At 58.9% G+C, this 18455-nt stretch carries 14 protein-coding genes; 3 read left to right on the top strand and 11 right to left on the bottom strand.

What is annotated here, in order from left to right; translation table 11 throughout:
* Positions 1-34: 34 nt before the first annotated feature.
* The 10 genes from FBAL_RS09540 to FBAL_RS09495 all read right to left on the bottom strand — a co-directional run bounded on the left by FBAL_RS09540 (position 35) and on the right by FBAL_RS09495 (position 13215).
* Positions 35-1399, bottom strand: coding sequence for a DUF1329 domain-containing protein (locus FBAL_RS09540; protein ID WP_013345389.1), 1365 nt, complete (start codon positions 1397-1399; stop codon positions 35-37).
* A gap of 16 nt (positions 1400-1415) precedes the next feature.
* Positions 1416-3521: a DUF1302 domain-containing protein gene (locus FBAL_RS09535; protein ID WP_013345388.1), complete on the bottom strand. Its 2106-nt coding sequence runs from the start codon at positions 3519-3521 to the stop codon at positions 1416-1418.
* Between the two features lie 312 nt (positions 3522-3833).
* A complete protein-coding gene (locus FBAL_RS09530; protein WP_013345387.1) occupies positions 3834-4052 on the bottom strand; it encodes a DUF2835 family protein in 219 nt (72 codons plus the stop codon).
* A gap of 4 nt (positions 4053-4056) precedes the next feature.
* On the bottom strand, positions 4057-6669 hold the full coding sequence (gene pepN, locus FBAL_RS09525; protein WP_013345386.1) for an aminopeptidase N: 2613 nt from the start codon (positions 6667-6669) through the stop codon (positions 4057-4059).
* Between the two features lie 12 nt (positions 6670-6681).
* A complete protein-coding gene (gene nhaC, locus FBAL_RS09520; protein ID WP_013345385.1) occupies positions 6682-8139 on the bottom strand; it encodes a Na+/H+ antiporter NhaC in 1458 nt (485 codons plus the stop codon).
* A gap of 68 nt (positions 8140-8207) precedes the next feature.
* The gene (locus FBAL_RS09515) at positions 8208-9584 is read right to left on the bottom strand and encodes a sodium-dependent transporter (protein ID WP_013345384.1); all 1377 of its coding nucleotides are present in this window, start codon (positions 9582-9584) and stop codon (positions 8208-8210) included.
* A gap of 135 nt (positions 9585-9719) precedes the next feature.
* A complete protein-coding gene (gene prc, locus FBAL_RS09510) occupies positions 9720-11765 on the bottom strand; it encodes a carboxy terminal-processing peptidase (protein ID WP_013345383.1) in 2046 nt (681 codons plus the stop codon).
* Between the two features lie 31 nt (positions 11766-11796).
* Positions 11797-12453, bottom strand: coding sequence for an RNA chaperone ProQ (gene proQ / locus FBAL_RS09505; RefSeq protein WP_013345382.1), 657 nt, complete (start codon positions 12451-12453; stop codon positions 11797-11799).
* Positions 12443-12742 carry a hypothetical protein gene (locus tag FBAL_RS09500; RefSeq protein ID WP_013345381.1) on the bottom strand — a complete coding sequence of 100 codons (300 nt, stop codon included), beginning with the start codon at positions 12740-12742 and terminating at the stop codon, positions 12443-12445. Before FBAL_RS09500 ends, proQ begins: the two co-directional genes overlap by 11 nt.
* Positions 12742-13215 (bottom strand): GAF domain-containing protein, encoded by a 474-nt coding sequence (locus FBAL_RS09495; protein WP_013345380.1) that lies wholly within the window; start codon positions 13213-13215, stop codon positions 12742-12744. The genes FBAL_RS09500 and FBAL_RS09495 overlap by 1 nt, the downstream gene beginning before the upstream one ends.
* Before the next feature lie 176 nt (positions 13216-13391).
* On the opposite strand from FBAL_RS09495, the gene FBAL_RS09490 reads away from it, so the two are divergent.
* The 3 genes from FBAL_RS09490 to FBAL_RS09480 are packed head-to-tail and all read left to right on the top strand — an operon-like array spanning position 13392 to position 17194.
* On the top strand, positions 13392-14003 hold the full coding sequence (locus FBAL_RS09490; RefSeq protein WP_013345379.1) for a paraquat-inducible protein A: 612 nt from the start codon (positions 13392-13394) through the stop codon (positions 14001-14003).
* Complete coding sequence (locus FBAL_RS09485; RefSeq protein ID WP_013345378.1) at positions 13993-14646, top strand: paraquat-inducible protein A; 654 nt, start codon at positions 13993-13995, stop codon at positions 14644-14646. The genes FBAL_RS09490 and FBAL_RS09485 overlap by 11 nt, the downstream gene beginning before the upstream one ends.
* Complete coding sequence (locus FBAL_RS09480) at positions 14615-17194, top strand: PqiB family protein (protein ID WP_013345377.1); 2580 nt, start codon at positions 14615-14617, stop codon at positions 17192-17194. The genes FBAL_RS09485 and FBAL_RS09480 overlap by 32 nt, the downstream gene beginning before the upstream one ends.
* A gap of 4 nt (positions 17195-17198) precedes the next feature.
* Here FBAL_RS09480 and FBAL_RS09475 read toward each other — a convergent pair whose 3' ends face one another.
* On the bottom strand, positions 17199-18425 hold the full coding sequence (locus FBAL_RS09475) for a nucleoside recognition domain-containing protein (RefSeq protein ID WP_013345376.1): 1227 nt from the start codon (positions 18423-18425) through the stop codon (positions 17199-17201).
* Positions 18426-18455 lie beyond the last annotated feature (30 nt).

Below are 18455 nucleotides of genomic sequence, written 5' to 3'. Positions count from 1 at the left end.
GCGCCCCGATTTGGGGCGCCTTTATCAGATGGGATTAACGGCGGCCCTGACGGCGCAGCGCCTGCGGCGTAAAGTCTTTGGCGGAGATGTCGGCGTCGAAATTCGCCACCTTACCTTCGTTATCCAGACCCATGGCCATGTAGCGGCGGGAGTTCAGGTCGTAGAACACCTCGAGGGTGGTCCAGACCAGCGGCTGCTCGTAATAGTTCACGGTGTGCGCCATGCCCACGCGGTACATCTCGTCACGGTTGTCATAGAGGTCAACCAGGGCGATCTGCCAGCTGTCTTCGTCGATGTAGAAGCGGCGAGTTTTGTACAGGTGACGTACCCCATCCTTCAGCGTGGCTTCAACCACCCATACGCGGTGTTTCTCCCAACGTACCAGGTCCATATTGATGTGGCCGGCCTGCAGGATCTGATCGTACTTCACGTCACCACTGTGGAGCTTGTAGTCGTTGTAGGGGATGTACATCTCCTGCTTACCGACCAGCTCCCAGTTGTAGCGTTCGGGCGAACCGTTGTAGAGGTCAAAATCGTCGGTGGTACGCATGCCATCGGAAGCGGTGCCCGGGGTGTCGAAGGCAACGTTGGGCGCACGACGCACGCGACGCTGACCGGTGTTGTAGGTCCAGGCCTGACGAGGCTGCTTGCTCTGGTCCATGGTTTCGTGAACCAGCAGTGCGGTACCCGCCAGACGGGCCGGTGCGGTCACCACCTGCTTGAAGTAGAACAGCAGGTTGTCTTTCGCCAGCGTTGCGGCGTCAGCACCGGGGATGGTGTACAGGAACTTAATCTGTTCGTTGGTTTCCACCAAGGTGTAAGAGCCGCCAGCGGTCGGCGCCGCCTGGTTACGCTGGATCTCAGCGGTCTCACCACGATAACGGAGGATATGGTTCCAGATCACTTCCAGGCCGTTGGCCGGGATCGGGAACGGTACACCCGTCGCGGCACCGCGGATGCCGTTACCGCCGTCCACCAGTTCGGCACTGGTGGCGTTTTTGATGGTGGCGTCGTAGATGAACTGAGGGTAAGAACCACTGCGATGGGTGGGATACAGGTTCATCTTAAAGGTGTCCGGATACATCTCGAACATCTTCTGAACGCCCGCACTCAGGAACGGGGCGTACTCAGCCATGTTGTCCTTGGTGATGGTGGCGATCTTGGCGTCGCCGGCATACGGATCAAGGTGGAAGGTGCCAGGCTGGTAACCGGCCGGCGGCGTGGTGATGCCACCGGTCCAGGCCGGGATGGAGCCGTCGGCGTTACCCGCCATCTCAGCACCCATCGGCGTCAGTTCTTTGCCCAGTTTGGCTGCCTCTTCCGGGCTGACCTTGGCCATTGCCAGGCCTGAGCCAAACATCAGCGCCATTGCAGACGCCATTACTGTGATCTTTTTCATTAGGGTCCCGCCTCTCTTAGATGGAGAACTTCACGTTAAAGGACACAAAGTCCTTATCTTCCAGGGAATTGGTGCTGCCCTTGCCGTCCCAGAACGCGTTATAGCTGACGTCGAATGACCAGCGATTCTGGTAATCACCGGACAGGGTGAGTGAGGCAGACTTACGGTCCTCAATAAAGAGGAACAGCGGATCCGGTGTGGTGCCGGACACGTCGTGGGAGAACACCACTCGCGGCGAGAGGTTCCAGCCGAACATGGCGTTGGTGTAGTCCGCCTTAGCGACAATGCGATAACCCCAGGAGCTGTCGGTCGGGAACGCGTCCTCTTCCGGACCGTTATGCAACAGGTTCAGAACACCGGCATTGTCCTCACGACCAGCCAGGCCAGCACGCTCGGTACCCGGGCCGTTCATGCGCAGCACACTCGGGTCCGGCATATCGTGCAGCCAGACGCCACCGACTTCCGCCAACATCAGGAAGTTGGACGCGCCGAAGGTTGGGCCAAAGATGTGGGTAAAGGTCATCTGAGCCTGGGTGGAGTCGGTCAGCACGTAGCCGGAACCAAACTCGCCGGGCATCAGGCGCTCGCCATTGGGCTTACGGTACTGAGAGAGGTCCTCAAACACATCATAGGCATCGTTATCGGCGTTGTAGAGCTGCTCCGGCATTGCGGCGTACAGCAGTTCAACGTCATCGATCTGCAGCGGCTCGTCCTGACGGTAGGCGATCTCACCGGCCACAGAGGTATCACCCAACGTGGTGTTGAAGGAGAAGCCGTACAGCTTGATGTCTTCCGGATACTCGATCACCGCCTTGGAGAAGGCGTTCAGGCCCAGCAGGTCATCGCGGCTGACTTCTCCACCGGCACCGGCAATGGCGCTCAGAGTAGCCAGGTCTTCAATCAATGCCGCACCGCTGAAGTCAGCAGCCTGACCGGAGATCAGAGGACGCTTGCTGTGATAGTTGATGTAGTACAGGCCAAACTCGGTGTCGTTCAGGGACGGAGCAAAGTAGCCCAGTTTCACACCGAACTGGCCCTGGTCGTCAGGCTCCTGCTCGTAACCCACCAGGGTGGTTTTGGTGCCGTAGGGCACGGCAAACGGGGCCAACGGCGCCAGCGCCGCCTGAAGCTCTTCCGGTGTAGTGGCACCGGATTGTGCAATCGCACCGGCACTGGCCTGGGCCAGCAGCTGGTATTCGTTCAGCAGGTGATCCAGGGTGATGTCCGGGTTGGAGGTAAAGCCCAGCTGCGCGTTGTTGACGTAACCACCGGCGCCGGCGAAGTCATTACTGGAGAAGTAGGTACCGGTTACCGGCAGGCGGGTCTCCTCCCAGCGGTACTGGTAGTAGGCTTCAATGTTGAAGTTCTCGGTCAGGCCAAGGCTGGCCCAAACGGTGCCCACCGGAATAAAGGCTTCTTTCAGCTCGGAACCCGGGGCCTGCAGACGAGCCAGGTCAACCGGGTTGATGGAGTTGATGCCGTGGGCAATCAGGGTGCTTTCACCCCAGCTGACCACCTGCTCACCAATACGGATGGAGAACGGCATTTCGCCCAGGTCGAAGTCGGCAAAGAAATAGGCGTCGAGCAAGCGGATGTCGGAGCAGGCGTACTCGGAAGCCTTGTCATCGGCGCAGACGTCAAACTCTTCGCCGGTCAATGGATTGCGGTAATCGAAGCTGCCGTTTTCGAGTTTGTTGTCATAGAAATAGAACCCACGTACGAAAATCCCCACGTTTTCGTACACCAGCTCCAGTTCGTGCAGCCCTTTGAAGATCTCGCTGAAGGTATCGCCCTTATCGTAGAGCATGTTGGCGAGATCGCCGTTGGAGGAGTAGGAACCCGGCAGGCCGAAAATTTGGCTGGATTCCAGGCCGCCATCATTAAAGGCACCATTGGCGAAGTCAAAGCCGTAACCCGGGCTCCATTGGAACCGATTACTCTTACCGATCTTATCCAGATCGCGCTCCTCGACGCGCCAGGCCGCCCCAAGGGTCCATGTGGAGTCAAAGCTCCCCTGGATGTCTCCCCATTCGAACGTCACCGCCTGAGCCGGCGTTGCGAGCACCAAACCGATGCTGGCGGCCAGGACTGAGCGGCGAAAGCGGGATACGCTTGCTGTCATTGTCGCTGTTCTCCCTTCCCTGATGTTATCGTTTTATGAGATTTCGGATCCAAAACGAGGCCGAAATTAACCCCATTGTTACAACAAGGGTTAGGGGCTAGCAACCACTTTGTGACATGGAAAGCACTTCAAATTTAACGGCTTACTAACTTTCAAACGACCATTTAAATCAATCCATTTAAATGCAGCAACGTGGGTTGGTTTGAATCCCCTCCCCTATTTGTCATCCATTTGTTTTAAAAGAACTTTTATCCCAGACATTAAAAAAGAGGCCGGCATGTTGCCGACCTCTTAGCGTTTGAAGCATTTGCTCTAAATCCGCACCAGTTCTACGAATTCTCCCTGCTGACTCAGCCGCAGTTCAAAGCTGCCCACCACACCTTCAGGGCGAAGATGTGGTCGCAGATAACGGGGGTGCAGATGTAACACTTTGCCCTGCCGATCCCGGATCACCACCAACTGGGCTCGCCCCTGGTAGTAGCGCAACATCGCCTGCGCGGGAATCCGCAAATCAAACTGGTAACGCTGCATCGTTTCAGTTCGCTTGTTCGAGGCTCTTGCTGACCTTCTCGAACAGATCGCGACTCAGCCCCGGCAGTTCAGCCAGTCGACGCAGTTCCGCCAACATCAATGCCTGGCGCTCACTGTCCTGACGCTGCCACTGCATCAACGGCGTCATGATGCGGGCGGCACATTGCGGGTTGATGCTGTTGAGCGCAATCAGTTGGTCGGTCAGGAAGCGGTAGCCGCTGCCATCAATGGCGTGGAAAGCATTGGGGTTGCCGTCAGCAAAGGCGCCAATCAGTGCCCGAACCCGGTTGGGGTTCGACATGTCGAACGCGCTGTGACCCATCGCTTCCTGTACGGCGGACAGCGCATTGCCGCCGGGCTGCATCGCCACCTGGGCAAACCACTTGTCCATTACCAGCGGCTCCGCACGCCACTTGGTTTCAAACGCGTCCATCAGTCCCGCTGCCACCGGCAGGCGCCCCTGATTGGCCGCATTCAAGGCCGCAAGGGCGTCGGTCATATTGTCTGCCTGCTGATACTGACGTTCCACCAGGGTTTGGCTGTCCACGCGACCGCCCATCGCCAGCAGGTGCAGACAGGCGTTTTTCAGGGTGCGGCGTCCCACGGACACGCCGTCATTGCCATAGCTGGCATCCTGATTGGCGCGATAGACCGTTGCAAGCTCATCCTCAAGCGCGAGCGCGAGCTGGGTCTGGAGGTCACGACGGGCCAGATGGATCGCTTCCACATCGGCATCGGCACCGGCCTGAGCCAGCGTGGTTTCGGAAGGTTGCATCAGCAACTCAGCCACCAGCGCGGGGTCTTGTCCCTGCCCCAGCAGCACGGCACGAATCGCCTCTATGGTGACGTCACTGACCCGCTCCTGCTCGCCATTGGCGAGGGCGAAAATCTCATGCTGGTACAGTGCCTGAGAGGCATCCCAGCGGGCAAAATCGTTGCTGGCGTGAGCCAGAATGCGAGCCAGTTGCTGGGGCTGGTAGCGGTAGTTAAGGCGAACCGGCGCCGAGAACTCCTGCAACAGCGAAGGCACAACGTCTGCCGGAACCGCTTCAAACACCCAGCTTTGCTGCTCGGCTTTGAGCTCCAGCAGACCATTATGGGGCTGGCCGTCCACCACCAGGGGGACACTGTTGCCGTTCGGATCGAGCAGCTCCATCGCGACCGGTATATGCAGAGCGTGCTTCTCAGACTGGTCAGCCGTGGCGGGGGTAGACTGAGACAGCGTCAGGGTGTAACGACGCTGCTCTGCGTCGTACTGGGTTGCCACACTGAGTACCGGCGTCCCGCTCTGGCTGTACCAAAGGCGGAACTGGCCGAGATCGATGCCGCTGGCATCCTCCATCGCCTGTACGAAGTCGTCACAGGTAACGGCCTGGCCATCGTGGCGCTCAAAGTAGAGGTCCATCCCCTTACGGAATCCGGCCTCACCCAACAGGGTGTGCATCATGCGGATCACTTCTGCACCTTTGTCATAGACGGTCACGGTGTAGAAGTTATTCATCTCGATCACCTTGTCCGGGCGGATCGGATGCGCCATCGGACCGGCATCTTCAGCAAACTGCTGGTTACGAACCACTTTGACCGCCTGAATGCGGTTAACCGCGCGAGAGCCCATCTCAGAAGAAAACTCCTGGTCACGGAACACCGTGAGGCCCTCTTTCAGGCTGAGCTGGAACCAGTCACGGCAGGTCACACGGTTGCCGGTCCAGTTGTGGAAATACTCGTGGCCGATGATGGACTCGATGCGGTGGTACTCAGCATCAGTGGCACTTTCGGGGTCCGCCAGTACCGCCTTGGAGTTAAAGATGTTCAGCCCTTTGTTCTCCATCGCCCCCATGTTGAAGAAGTCGACGGCGACGACCATGTAGATATCCAGGTCGTATTCCAGGCCAAAACGTTGCTCATCCCATGCCATCGCGCGTTTGAGGGAAGCCATGGCGTGGTGGCCACGGTAAAGGTTGCCGCGGTCGACAAAGAGTTGCAGCAGCACGTCACGACCGGAGGCGGTGGTGAAGTGGTCTTCCAGCAGATCGAAGTCGCCGGCCACCAGGGCAAACAGGTAGCTCGGTTTCGGGAAGGGGTCTTCCCACACGGCAAAGTGTCGGCCGTTATCCAGATCGCCACTGTCGATCTTATTGCCGTTGGAGAGCAGGAAGGGGTAACTGGCCTTGTCCGCCTCAATGCGGGTGCGGTAGCGGGCAAGTACGTCCGGGCGGTCCAGGAAGTAGGTAATGCGGCGGAAACCTTCGGCTTCACACTGGGTGCAGAACGCACCGCCGGACTGGTAAAGGCCTTCCAGAGTGGTGTTGTTGGCGGGATCAATCTCGGTGGTGATCACCAGAGTCGCCTGGTCCTGGTCGAGCGCAATCACCAGTTGACCGTCCACCTCACGGTAACGGTCCTGGCTGAGTACCTCTCCGTCCACCTGCACGCTCACCAGCGTCAGGGCTTCTCCGTCCAGCACCAGCTCACGGGCCTCTGCGTCCTGGCGTTGAACCTGGCTGGTGGCGGTTACCACCGTGTGGTTTGGTTCCAGCTGGAACGCCAGCTCAAGTTCAGTGATGGTGTATTCCGGGGCCCGGTAATCCTTGCGAAATTTGGCTTGCATGGCCGTCATGTAGCGCGCTCCTTACTGCTCTTCGAGGCGTGTGGCACGGGGCAGAGCCATCTTGATCCCCACCCCCAGGTGAGCGAGGAGTATACCAAGCACAGGACTGAACCAGTTAAAAAAGGCGTACAAAGCGTAATCAATCGGATTCACCATTAACACACCCTGCATGTAGGCCCCACAGCTGTTCCACGGAACCAACGGCGAGGTGATGGTGCCCCCGTCCTCCAACGCCCGGGAGAGGTTGAGCGGAGACAAGCCCTGCTCCTCGTAGGCGGACTTAAACATCCGTCCCGGCACCACAATGGCGATGTATTGATCCGCGGTCAGCAGGTTAACGCCAAAACAGCTGGTGATGGTGGTGGCAATCAGCGATCCGCTGCTGCGAACGCCAGACAGGATCGCCTGCACCAACCGCTTAAGCAGGCCACAAGTTTCCATCACCGCGCCAAAGCACATCGCCGCCAGAATCAACCACACCGTATTGAGCATTGAGCCCATACCACCGCCAGAGAGCAGCGCATCCAGATCATCGGAACCAGTTTCAACGGTAATGCCCTCAAACAGTGCCTGCCAGACAACGGTGAGCGCCTGCAGCCCATAGCTGCCGGTGGTGTCTGTCATGCTCTGAATCGCTTCCGGCTGAAACAGTGCGGCCCACAACCCGCCGGTCAGGGCACCGATGGCGATGGCGGGAAACGCCGGTACTTTAAGCACCGCCAACACCAACACCAGCACCAACGGCAGCAGCAGATACCAGCCCAGTGTGAACTGCGATTGCAGGCCCGTCGCGATGGCATCGAGTCGGGACGGGTCGTAATCACTGCCCTGCCCCCAGCCCAGTGCCACAAACACCAACAACGCCAGCACAAACGCCGGAATGGAGGTGCGGGCCATATTGCGGATATGACTGAACAGCTCAGAGCCCGCCACCGCAGGAGCCAGGTTGGTGGTTTCCGACAAGGGAGACATCTTGTCACCGAAGTATGCCCCGGAGATCACCGCACCGGCGGTGATCGCCTTATCCATGCCGAGGCCCTGGCTGACGCCCATCAAAGCCACACCGACCGTCGCCGCCACCGTCCAGGAGCTGCCGATGGAGAGCGCCACCACCGCGCAGATAACACACGCCGCGGCGTAGAAGATGGCGGGATTGAGCAGGTGCAGGCCGTAATAGATCAGTGTGGGTACCGTGCCCGAGAGCAGGAAGGTACCGATCAGGCTGCCCACCGCCAACAGGATCAGAATGGCACCGATGGAGATACTGATGCCTTGCTGCAGGCCGAGTTCCAGTCGCTCCCAGTCATAACCATTTTTCCAGCCAATGATCATCGCGACACCGGCGGCCAGAAACAGCACAATCTGGTTCGGCCCATAAGACGCGTTGTCGCCATAGAGGGTAACCGATGCCGCCAGCCCGGCGATCAGAACCGCCACCGGCGCGAGCGCATCAAAAAGTGAGGGGGATTTGGGTTCCATAACATCCACTATTCAAATAGCGACGCCGTCCGAAGACGGCGTCAGACAGTCCCTGTGAGTGTGGCCGATTACAGGCCCAACACCCCAATCAGTTGCAGGAACACCAGGGTGATGGCAATGGGCGCCACGTAACGTACCGAGATGCGCCAGATGGCGTAGATCGATTTTACGCTGCCAATCTCACGACAGGTGATCTCCTTACGAACGCGGTACCCAGTGAATATCGCGATCATCAATCCGCCCAGGGGCAGCATGATGTTGGCCGTGATGTAGTCGAGCAGGTCAAACAGGGTGATGCTGATGTCGCTCCACAGGGACACCGTCGCCCAGGGCGCACCGGTTACCGAAAACACCGTCAGCAAGCTGAGGGACCAGATGCCGAAGCCCGCGGTAAAGGCCGCGCCCATCCGGCTCATGCCGCGCTTCTCGACCAGCCAGGCCACTGAGGACTCAATCAGGGCAATGGCGGAGGTGAAGGCCGCCACCACCAGCATCAGGAAAAACAGGCCGCCAAACAGTTGCCCCAACGGCATCGAGCCAAAGGCGATGGGCAGCGTCTGGAAGATAAGGCCCGGGCCGGCCCCGGGCTCGAGGCCATTGGCGAATACGATGGGATAGATGGCCAAACCGGCCAGCATCGCCACCATGGTGTCCATCAGCGCGATCCAGATGGAGGTTTTCACCACCGAGGTTTGCTCAGGCAGGTAGGCGCCGTACATGGTCATGATCCCGGAGGCCAGAGAGAGGGTGAAGAAGCTGTGGCCCAGGGCGATGAGGACACCATTCCAGCTCAAAGCACTGAAGTCCGCATTGAACATGAAGTCGAACGCCGCCATAAAGTCGCCCCGGCGCGCCGCATAGATCACCATCACAATCAGCAGCACCAACAGCGCAGGCATCATCCAGTTCACCGCCCGTTCCAGCCCGGCGCGAACGCCCTTGCCAACCACCAGCACGGTGCCGAGGATGATGACGGCACTCCAGGCCATCAGAGGACCAGGGCTGGCATTAAGCCCGGTGAACAGTTCGCCGATCTGGGCCGGGTCACGCCCCTCGAATACGCCGTTAAACCCATACCAGGTATACGCCAACGCCCAACCGGCAATCACGACGTAGAAAGAGAGGATCAGGTAACCGGCCAACACGCCGGACCAGCCGACGACCGCCCAGCCCTTGCCGCCACCGGAGGCCTCGGACATCAGCACCGCTGAACGGGCTGGCGTCTGCCGGCCAAACTTACCGATGATCACTTCCGACATCATGATGGGGATGCCGATAAATAGGATGCACAGGAGATAGACCAGTACGAAGGCGCCCCCGCCGTTCTCCCCCATGATGTAAGGAAACTTCCAGATGTTCCCCAACCCTACTGCGGCGCCGGTGGCAGCCAGGATATAGGTCAAACGACTCGACCACCGTCCATGGGTCACTGCTTGCTGCGTCATAAAACGTCCTGTTTGTTGTTATTTTGTGATACGCATCAAATTATTTAACACGAAGGCGCTAGTGAGAACAAGGCGGGGGCAATAAAAAGGGCCGCACTGAGTGCGGCCCTTTGGGGTATCTAAGCAATGGATTAATCAGCTGTTTTTGCTTTTTGCCAAGCGAGTCCAGTCGATCATGTCGAGGGTGATGGCCCCCGCCTCGTCCAGTAGGAAGTCCGGCACTTCGGTGTCGTCCTCTGCAGCGGCAAGGTCCTCGATCGGCGCCTCACCGATGGCTTGGCGACGGGCGTTGATGCGCTCCAGTTCGCGGGCATCTTCCGCCTCGGACTCCGCTTCGCGCTCCGCCTTCACCAGCGAGATCCAACCCTTATCCTTGTCCTTGCGGTAACGGGCAATGTCTTCGTCCAGTAACTGGAACTCAAGCTCGCCCTGGATACGGGCCTGGTGGCGCTGCTTCAGCTGCGCCAGCATCTCGTCCGGCACCTCACCCATGCGGCCGTAGCGCGCGCTCGGAATGGAATCCCAAGGCAACGGATTCTTCTCCTGAGACTCGCCATACTCGCCGTGCTCGACAAAACTCGGGAACAGCAGGTCAGGCATCACCCCTTCCAGTTGAGTGCTGCCGCCGTTGATGCGGTAGAACTTGGCAATGGTGTAGGTGACGTTGCCCATCGGCTTTTCGTACAGGTCGTAGATCCGACCCAGGCCGCGGTGCTGCTGTACGGTGCCCTTACCAAAGGTTTGCTCACCGATGATCAGGGCCCGGCCATAATCCTGCATCGCCGCAGCGAAGATCTCAGACGCGGAGGCGCTGTAGCGGTCAACCATCACGGTCAGCGGACCGTCGTAGGTCACCTGCCCGTCGTTGTCGCCATTGACGCTGATGCGCCCGCGCTGGTCCCGGATCTGAACCACCGGCCCCTGGCGGATAAACAAGCCGGTCAGCAGACTGGCTTCACTCAGCGCACCACCGCCGTTACCACGCAGGTCGATCACCACGCCCTCTACATTCTCAGCATCCAGTTTGATCAGCTGTTGAGCCACATCCTGGCTGATGTTCATGTAGAAGCTGGGGATCTCGATAACACCAATGCGACGCGCTTCGCCGTTGCCCTGCTCAATCTCCAACACTTCAGATTTCACCGCACGGTCTTCAAGGCGAACCTTGTCACGCACAATCACGATCTCTTTAGCGCGGGCATTGTTGCCGCCTTTGGCAGGCAACACCTGCAGGGTCACCTTGGAGTCTTTGGGGCCTTTGATCAGGTCCACCACGTCATCCAGGCGCCAGCCGATCACGTCGACCACCTCTTTACCTTCCTGCCCAACCCCAATGATCTTGTCGTTGGGAGACAGTTCGCCCTGGCGGTCCGCCGGGCCGCCGGTGACCAGCGATCGCACCACGGTGTAGTCGTCAGTCATCTGCAGGACGGCACCAATCCCTTCAAGAGAGAGGTTCATCTCGGTCTGGAAGCGATCCGCGTTACGCGGGGACAGGTAGCTGGTGTGCGGTTCGATGGTGTAGGCGTAAGCGTTCATCACCGACTGGAACACGTCTTCGCTGTTGGTCTGAGTCAGGCGCTTGATGGCGTTGTTGTAGCGCTTCTCCAGCATCTCCTGGATCTCGGGCCACTCTTTGCCGGTCAGTGCCAGGTTCAACGCGTCGTATTTGACCCGTTGACGCCACAGCTCATCGAGTTCCGCCGTGGTGGTGGCCCACGGCGCTTCCTCGCGGTCGAAGTGATACTTGTCGCCAGCCACATCAAATTTGATCGGCGTGTCGAGCAAGGTCAGCGCATAGGCGAGGCGCTCGTAGCGGCGCTGCATCGCCAATTGGTTCATCTCGTAGGCCAGTGTCAGGTCACCTTCGGCAACCTGCTTGGCAAACGCATCACGCTGGCCCTCAAAGCGAGCGACGTCTTTTGCCAGTAGCAAAGAACGGTTGAAATCCAGCTGTTGGAGATAGCGGTCGAAGACGTCACTGGAGAACGCCGTGTCCATGTCGAACTTACGGTAGTGGGACCGGGTAAACAGGTCAGCCACACGCTTACTGGCGACGCGATGTTGAGCTTCCTGAGCCAATACCGGCAGGTCAGAAGCAGTAATGTCCGGGGCCAGAGCCCAAGCCTGGGTCGAGAGCAGAACCCCCGCAACCAGCGCAGACAAGGTTTTTTTCATCATCGACTCGCAACTCCTTTTCGCTGCTGATGCGTTAGATGCGAATGTGTTCGGCTTTAACCTTTACGGTGAGACCGGTTTCCAGACGAACCATCACATCTTCGCGGTTAATGTCTACGATAACCCCTTTGGCCGGGGAGCGACCCAGCTGAACCATGACGTTCTGATCCACTTTCAGCTTGTCTGATGAGACAGTCTGCAGCGGTGCCTGGTTCCGCTTGGTTTCCGGCTTACTCTTGAGCTTAGCGGTTTTCGGACGTTCGGCACGAGCCGGCTTCCGACCTTCAGGACGCTTAGCCGGCTTGCTGCCCTGCTTCTCAGCGCGGGCGGCTTTGGCCTTGTCTTGGCTCTCTTTCAGGGCCTGCTGAGCATGTTCTACGTGCTCGGCTTCCAATTCGCCCACTTCGTTCCCATCGAGGTCTACGCGCTGGGCACCGGCTTTCTGACAACGCAGGTAACGCCAGGAGTTGGTGTAGCGACGCAGAGCCTGGCGCAGCTGGGTCTTGCTGACCCGCTCATCACCTTCCAGACGCTCAGCCAGTTCCTGGAACAGGCCGATTTTCAGCGGCTTGGCATCGCCTTCAAGGGAAAAACACGCGGGAAACTTCTCCGCCAGGTAGGCGATAACGGCTTTTACGTCCGTCAGCTTCTCTGCAGTGGATTCCTGGGTGTTCGGTTGTTCAGTGGTCATCAAACTCATCCTGGCCCGCATTCGGGTCAAAGTGGGAAAACAGTGTTTCGACAAAAGCGTCGGTTAGATCATCATCCAGTTCCAGTAACTGGGGATTAAATTGCCAGTGAGGCCATACGGCTGACAACATCTCTTCGAGCAAGCCAGGCTCAATGTCATCATCAGCCGCATCATAAACCGCATGATAGAGCCGGTTCAGGTTTTCAGCAGCCAGTGCTTCTTCCCCTTCCCACTCGCCCACTTCGTGGGGCTCTACCAGGTAGGTATAAACAGATACAAACTCTTTCATTATCCTGCCGTCGCAAATCGTGTCGCGATCAACTCAGCAATGGGTTCGAGTCCGGCCTGGTCCTCTTCAGTAAAGCGACCGAATTCCGGGCTGTCGATATCCAATACCGCCACTACCTCACCATTAACCAGGATCGGCAGCACGATTTCAGAATTGCTGGCGGCGTCGCAGGCGATGTGGCCCGCGAACGCATGCACGTCTTCTACCCGTTGAACTTCACCGCTTGCGGCAGCGGTGCCACAAACGCCTTTGCCCCAAGGAATGCGCACACACGCGACATTGCCCTGGAACGGGCCCAGCACCAGCCCCTCACCCTCTTTCAGGTAGAACCCCGCCCAGTTTACCCGGCCCAGGCCGTGATAAAGCAGAGCAGAAAGATTGGACAGGTTGGCAATCAGATTGGGCTCGCCGTCGGTCAACGCTTTGGCCTGAGCAAGCAGGGAGGAATAATCCACGGGTGTATGTACAGACATGGCCGCAATGCAGAGTTCTCAACAGCCTGCCATTAATCCAGTTTACGCCCTGTCAGTCAAGGACTAGCGCGGAGAGTTGCCGCTAAACGGACAGTTCCGGGGCAATTGAACTGAAAAGCCCGGGTATTTTGAGTAAACTCGAGCTCAATCTTAAGGAAACTGCAGGACGCGCCTTCTTGTCCAGTCGCCCGTTATTGTGTCCCACCTGTGATACCTATGTGCGCCGCCGTGCCCTGCCCCGGGGTATGCGCGCCTTCTGCCCCCGCTGCCACAGCCGAATTTATGACGCGCCCTATTGCGATATGGGTGGGTTGATGGCGCTGGCACTGGCGGCATTGATCCTCTATTTCCCCGCAAACCTGATGCCGATTCTGGAGATCGATCTGGTGGGCAATATCCGCCAAACCACGGTGCTTCACGGTGCCATGGTGGTGATGGACCAGGGCTTTGTGCTGGTGGGCATCGCTGTATTGGTGGCCGGAGTAATTGCCCCACTGCTGCTGTTGCTCTCGATCCTGACGCAGCTGGTACTGCTTCATTTCGGCATCCGCCGGGAAACCGTGCGCTGGTTGCTGTTGCATCACCCTACCCTGGATCAGCTCAGCATGATCGAGATCTACATGATCAGCTTCTTCGTCTCGGTGTTTAAGCTGGTGGACATCGCCGATCTCACCTACGGCTGGGGGACATTGTGTTACATCCTATTGTTCGTACTAACCTTTTACGTGCAATACGAATACAATCGTGAGCTGATGTGGCAACGGTATGACGAAACTTATGGCAAATGAACGCCCCCGCCCGGAACGCGGGCTTGACCGCAACCTGCGCCTTTGCGGCGGTTGTGGCCTGGTGGTGCATCAGGCCGATCACTGTCCGCGCTGCCACACGCCGGTGTACGACCGTAAGCCGCGCAGCCTGGAATACTCCTGGGCCCTGCTGATAACCGCGGTGTTTCTGCTGTTCCCGGCCAACTCGCTCTACATTACCCAATTGACCAACCAGGGCCGTACCACCTACGACACCATCTACAGCGGTATCGTGGCATTGGTCGAAAGCGATATGGTGGGCATCGCCATCATCGTGTTCACCGCGTCCATCCTGGTGCCCATGGCCAAGATCATCGGCCTCAGCCTGATCCTGATGACCATCCAGTTTCGTCTGAAAATGTCACGGCGACAGCTTACCTTCAGCTTTCATGTGATTGAATTCATTGGCCGCTGGTCGATGCTGGACCTGTTTGTTATCTCCATCATGGTAAGCCTGGTCAATATGGGGCAACTGCTCCACGCCAAGCCTGCGCCCGCGGCCACCTTTTTTGCCCTGGTGATTCTGTTCACTCAGTTGGCTGCGAAAACCCTCGATCCCCGCTTACTGTGGGATCTCGAATGTGAAGAGTTCCATGACCGCCACCAAGACACCGAAAGTCGCTAAGAAGAAGCTGCTCTCTCCGATCTGGATTCTGCCCATTACCGCGTTCCTGCTGGGAGCGTGGCTGCTCGCCTCTTACGTTCGCGAACGTGGCACCGACATCGAGATTCAGTTCCCTTCTGCCAATGGCATTGAAGCCAATAAAACCCTGGTGCGTTACCAGGGCCTGGTGGTTGGCCAGGTTAACCAGGTTGAGCTTAACGAAGAAGGCGGTGTCACCGTCACCGTTAAGATGAGCCACCAGGTAGACGACCTACTGCGCCGAGGCACCCAATTCTGGCTGGTGACTCCCAAAGCCTCCCTGACCGGTATCGAAGGACTGGATGCCTTGTTCAGTGGCAACTACATCACCATGTCCCCCGGCGAAGGCTCCCGTCGTACCCGCTTTGAAGGCAGTTTCGATGCGCCTCTGGCAGCGGCCCAGAATGGCAGCCTGACCATTGAGCTGCTGGCGGATCGGCGCGGCTCGCTGGATGTGGGCAGTGGCGTCTACTTCCACCAGATTCAGGTGGGCCAGATCATCAAGTACGAGCTGGAGCAGGACACACTGAAAGTCCGCCTCACCGCAGCGATTGAGGCGAAGTACCGCAGCCTGGTACGCAATAACAGCCGCTTCTGGAATCTTTCCGGTGCCCGGGTTCAGGCCGGCCTGGACGGCATCAACGTGGAGCTCGACAGTCTGGCGACGCTGCTGGCCGGTGGCATCAGTTTCTCCTCTCCGGCGGAAGGTGAAGAAGCCCGATCCGGTGACCTGTATCGCTTGCACGCCAATGCTGATGAAGCGCAACCCAGCTTTGACATTGAATTCACCGCCGAACACGCGGAAGGGCTTCGCGTTGGCACGCCAATTCAACATCGGGGACTGAAACTGGGCGCCATCAACCACATCGCCCTGACCGAATCCGGTGTCGTTCTTAATGCCCGCATCAACGGTGAATACCGTCACCTGTTTACCGCTGGCAGCCGTTTCTGGCGCGCCGGTGCCGAGTTGGCGCTGGATGGGGTGAAGCATCTGGACACCCTGATCTTTGGCGACTTCATCGCTCTGCTGCCCGGCCAGGGAGCGTTTTCAGACCAGTTCCAACTGGATGATACCCGCCCCCTGAACCCCGGCCAGGGGCGATTAATCCACCTCAGTCAAAGCGACGCCACCGGCCTCTCCATCGGCGCCCCCCTGCTCTATCGCGGTTTCCCGGTTGGCGAAGTGCTGCAAATGGCACTGACCGATGACGGCATCGAAGCCACCGCCTGGGTCAGCCAGCCCTATGACCAGTTGGTTAAGGAACAATCCCGCTTCTGGCTGCACAGTGGTGTCGCCGTGGAAGCCGACCTGTCCGGCATCAAAGTGCAGGCAGCACCGCTGGCCAATCTGATAAAGGGTGGCATCAGTTTCAGCAGTGGTGAGGGCGACGCCGCATCGACAGACAAGGTCTTTACCGTCTTCCCGAATCGCCAGCAGGCGCTGGAAGGCCCTGCCGTTACTGTCACTCTGTTTGCCCATGAGCTGAAGGGGCTGACCCTCGGCGCCCCGCTCTACTACCGTGAGCTGGAAGTTGGCAAGGTGGCTGATATCGGCCTTCAGGGCGACGGATTCGCGGTGAAACTGGCGGTTCAGCCAGCCTATCGTCAGTTGGTCGATCAGCGGGCTCGTTTCTGGCACCAGAGCCCCATCAAGGTGGAAGGGTCGCTGGCAGGCGTTTCCATTGAAGCCGGTCCCTTGCCGCAGTTGCTGCGTGGCGGTCTCGGCTTTGACCAGTTGGAGGGCGCTGCCGAAGCCGACCTGCGGATCTTCCCTGACCGCCAATCCGCCATTGAACCCAGCGTCGAGCTGACCCTTTACGCCCCGGCCAAAGTCCGGTTAGAACGAAATGCCGCCATCCGTTATCTGGGCCACACCATTGGTCAGGTCGACAGTGTCACCCTCAGTGATGACCTGCAACACCAGACCGTGAAGGCCAGTCTGGCGCCCAAGTGGCAAACCCACTTCCTGCGTAACGATGCCCGTTTCTATCTGGTCAGCGCCGATGTCAGTCTGGCCGGCGCCAAGAATCTGGATACCCTGCTTACCGGCAACTACATCGCCGCCCTGCCCGGCCAATCCGGCAGTCGCGAGGATCACTTTACGCTGTTGCAGGATACCCCTCTGCTGCTGCCCTACGACGATGGCCTGCGCCTGGTGCTGAATCAGTCCCGACTGGGCTCACTGAAGATCGGCAGCCCGGTGCTCTACCGCCAGATGAAGGTGGGGGAAGTGGTTCACACCCGGCTGGCGGAGGATGGCGCCTCGGTGGACATCGAAGTGCAGTTTGACCCGCGCTACCAGCACCTGGTCAATCGCACCAGCCAGTTCTGGAACGCATCGGGTCTCTACGTGGATGTGGGCTGGTTCAGCGGCGCTCAGGTGGCTGCGGAGTCACTGGAAACCCTGCTGATCGGTGGTATCGCCTTTGCCACCGAACAGGCCGACAGCGACGTGCTGGATAACGGTGCCCGGTTCCAGCTGGCCGAGCGTCCCAAAGCGGATTGGTTGGACTGGCAGCCGCGTTTCTGAACACTCAGCCAAAGAACCAATAGGCAACGGCAATGGCCGCCAGAATGCCGGCCAGGTCCGCTGCCAAACCACACGGAATGGCATGGCGGGTGTGGCGAATGCCCACCCCGCCAAAATAGACCGCAAGAACGTAGAAGGTGGTTTCCGTTGAGCCCTGGAACAAGGCAGCCAACCGACCGGCAAACGAATCAACGCCGTGGCTGCTCATGGTTTCCAGCATCATTGCCCGGGCGCCGGAGCCACTAAACGGTTTCATCAACGCCGTTGGCAGCGCATCGACAAAGCGCCCATCCCACCCCAGTACCAACACCACGCTTCGGATCCCATCGAGAAACAGTTCCAACGCGCCGGAACCGCGCAGTGCCCCGATGGCCACCAGCATCGCCAGCAAGTAAGGCGCGATGCTGACGGTGGTGTGAAACCCCTCTTTCGCCCCCTCGACAAAGCGGTCAAACACCGCAACGCCGCGCCAGTACCCGCTGGCCAGAATGATGCCGATAAAGGCACAGAGCGCCGCATTGCCCCAGAATACGGAAAATCCCTGCAGTTGCTGCGCGCTGTATCCGGCTACGGTGGCCAACAGCGCCATCAGCAGGCCGACGATGGCCGCTGCCCAGAGCAACACCACCCGATTCAGCAGATTGATGCGCTGTACGGCTGCCACACAAAGCAATCCCGCCAGGGTGGAGGCCGTGGTGGCCAACAGAATGGGGACAAACACCTCCGCGGGGTTGGCAGCTCCCTGTTGCGCCCGGTACAGCAGGACCGCAATGGGAAACAGGGTGACGGAGGAGGTATTCAGCACCAGGAACAGGATTTGCGCGTTACTGGCGGTATCCGGCCTGGGGTTAAGGCGCTGCAGCGCCTTCATGGCCCGCAGCCCCATGGGCGTGGCGGCATTATCCAGGCCAAGCACATTGGCCGACAGGTTCATGGTGATCGCACCAAAGGCGGGGTCGCCCTTGGGCACCTCCGGCATCAACCGATGCAGCAGCGGAGACAGCCAGCGCGCCAGTTTATCCGTCAGCCCGGAATGTTCAGCGATCTTCAGCAAGCCCATCCACAGGGCCATGATGCCGGCCAGGCCAATGGCGATCTCCACCGCCAGTTTGGCCATCGACATCACCTGCTCTATCAGGGTGGCAAAGATGGCATCGTTGCCGCCGTACCACTGCATAAGCGCCGCCAATCCAGACAGCAGAAAGAAGCCGCCCCAAACTCTGTTTAACACTCTGTGCCTACCTCACTTCCGCTGTGTTAT

It is taken from the genome of Ferrimonas balearica DSM 9799 (assembly GCF_000148645.1).
In the GTDB taxonomy this organism is placed as follows: Bacteria; Pseudomonadota; Gammaproteobacteria; order Enterobacterales; family Shewanellaceae; genus Ferrimonas; species Ferrimonas balearica.
Note: the sequence above shows the minus strand (reverse complement) of the source record. Positions and strands in the feature narration are given on the sequence as shown.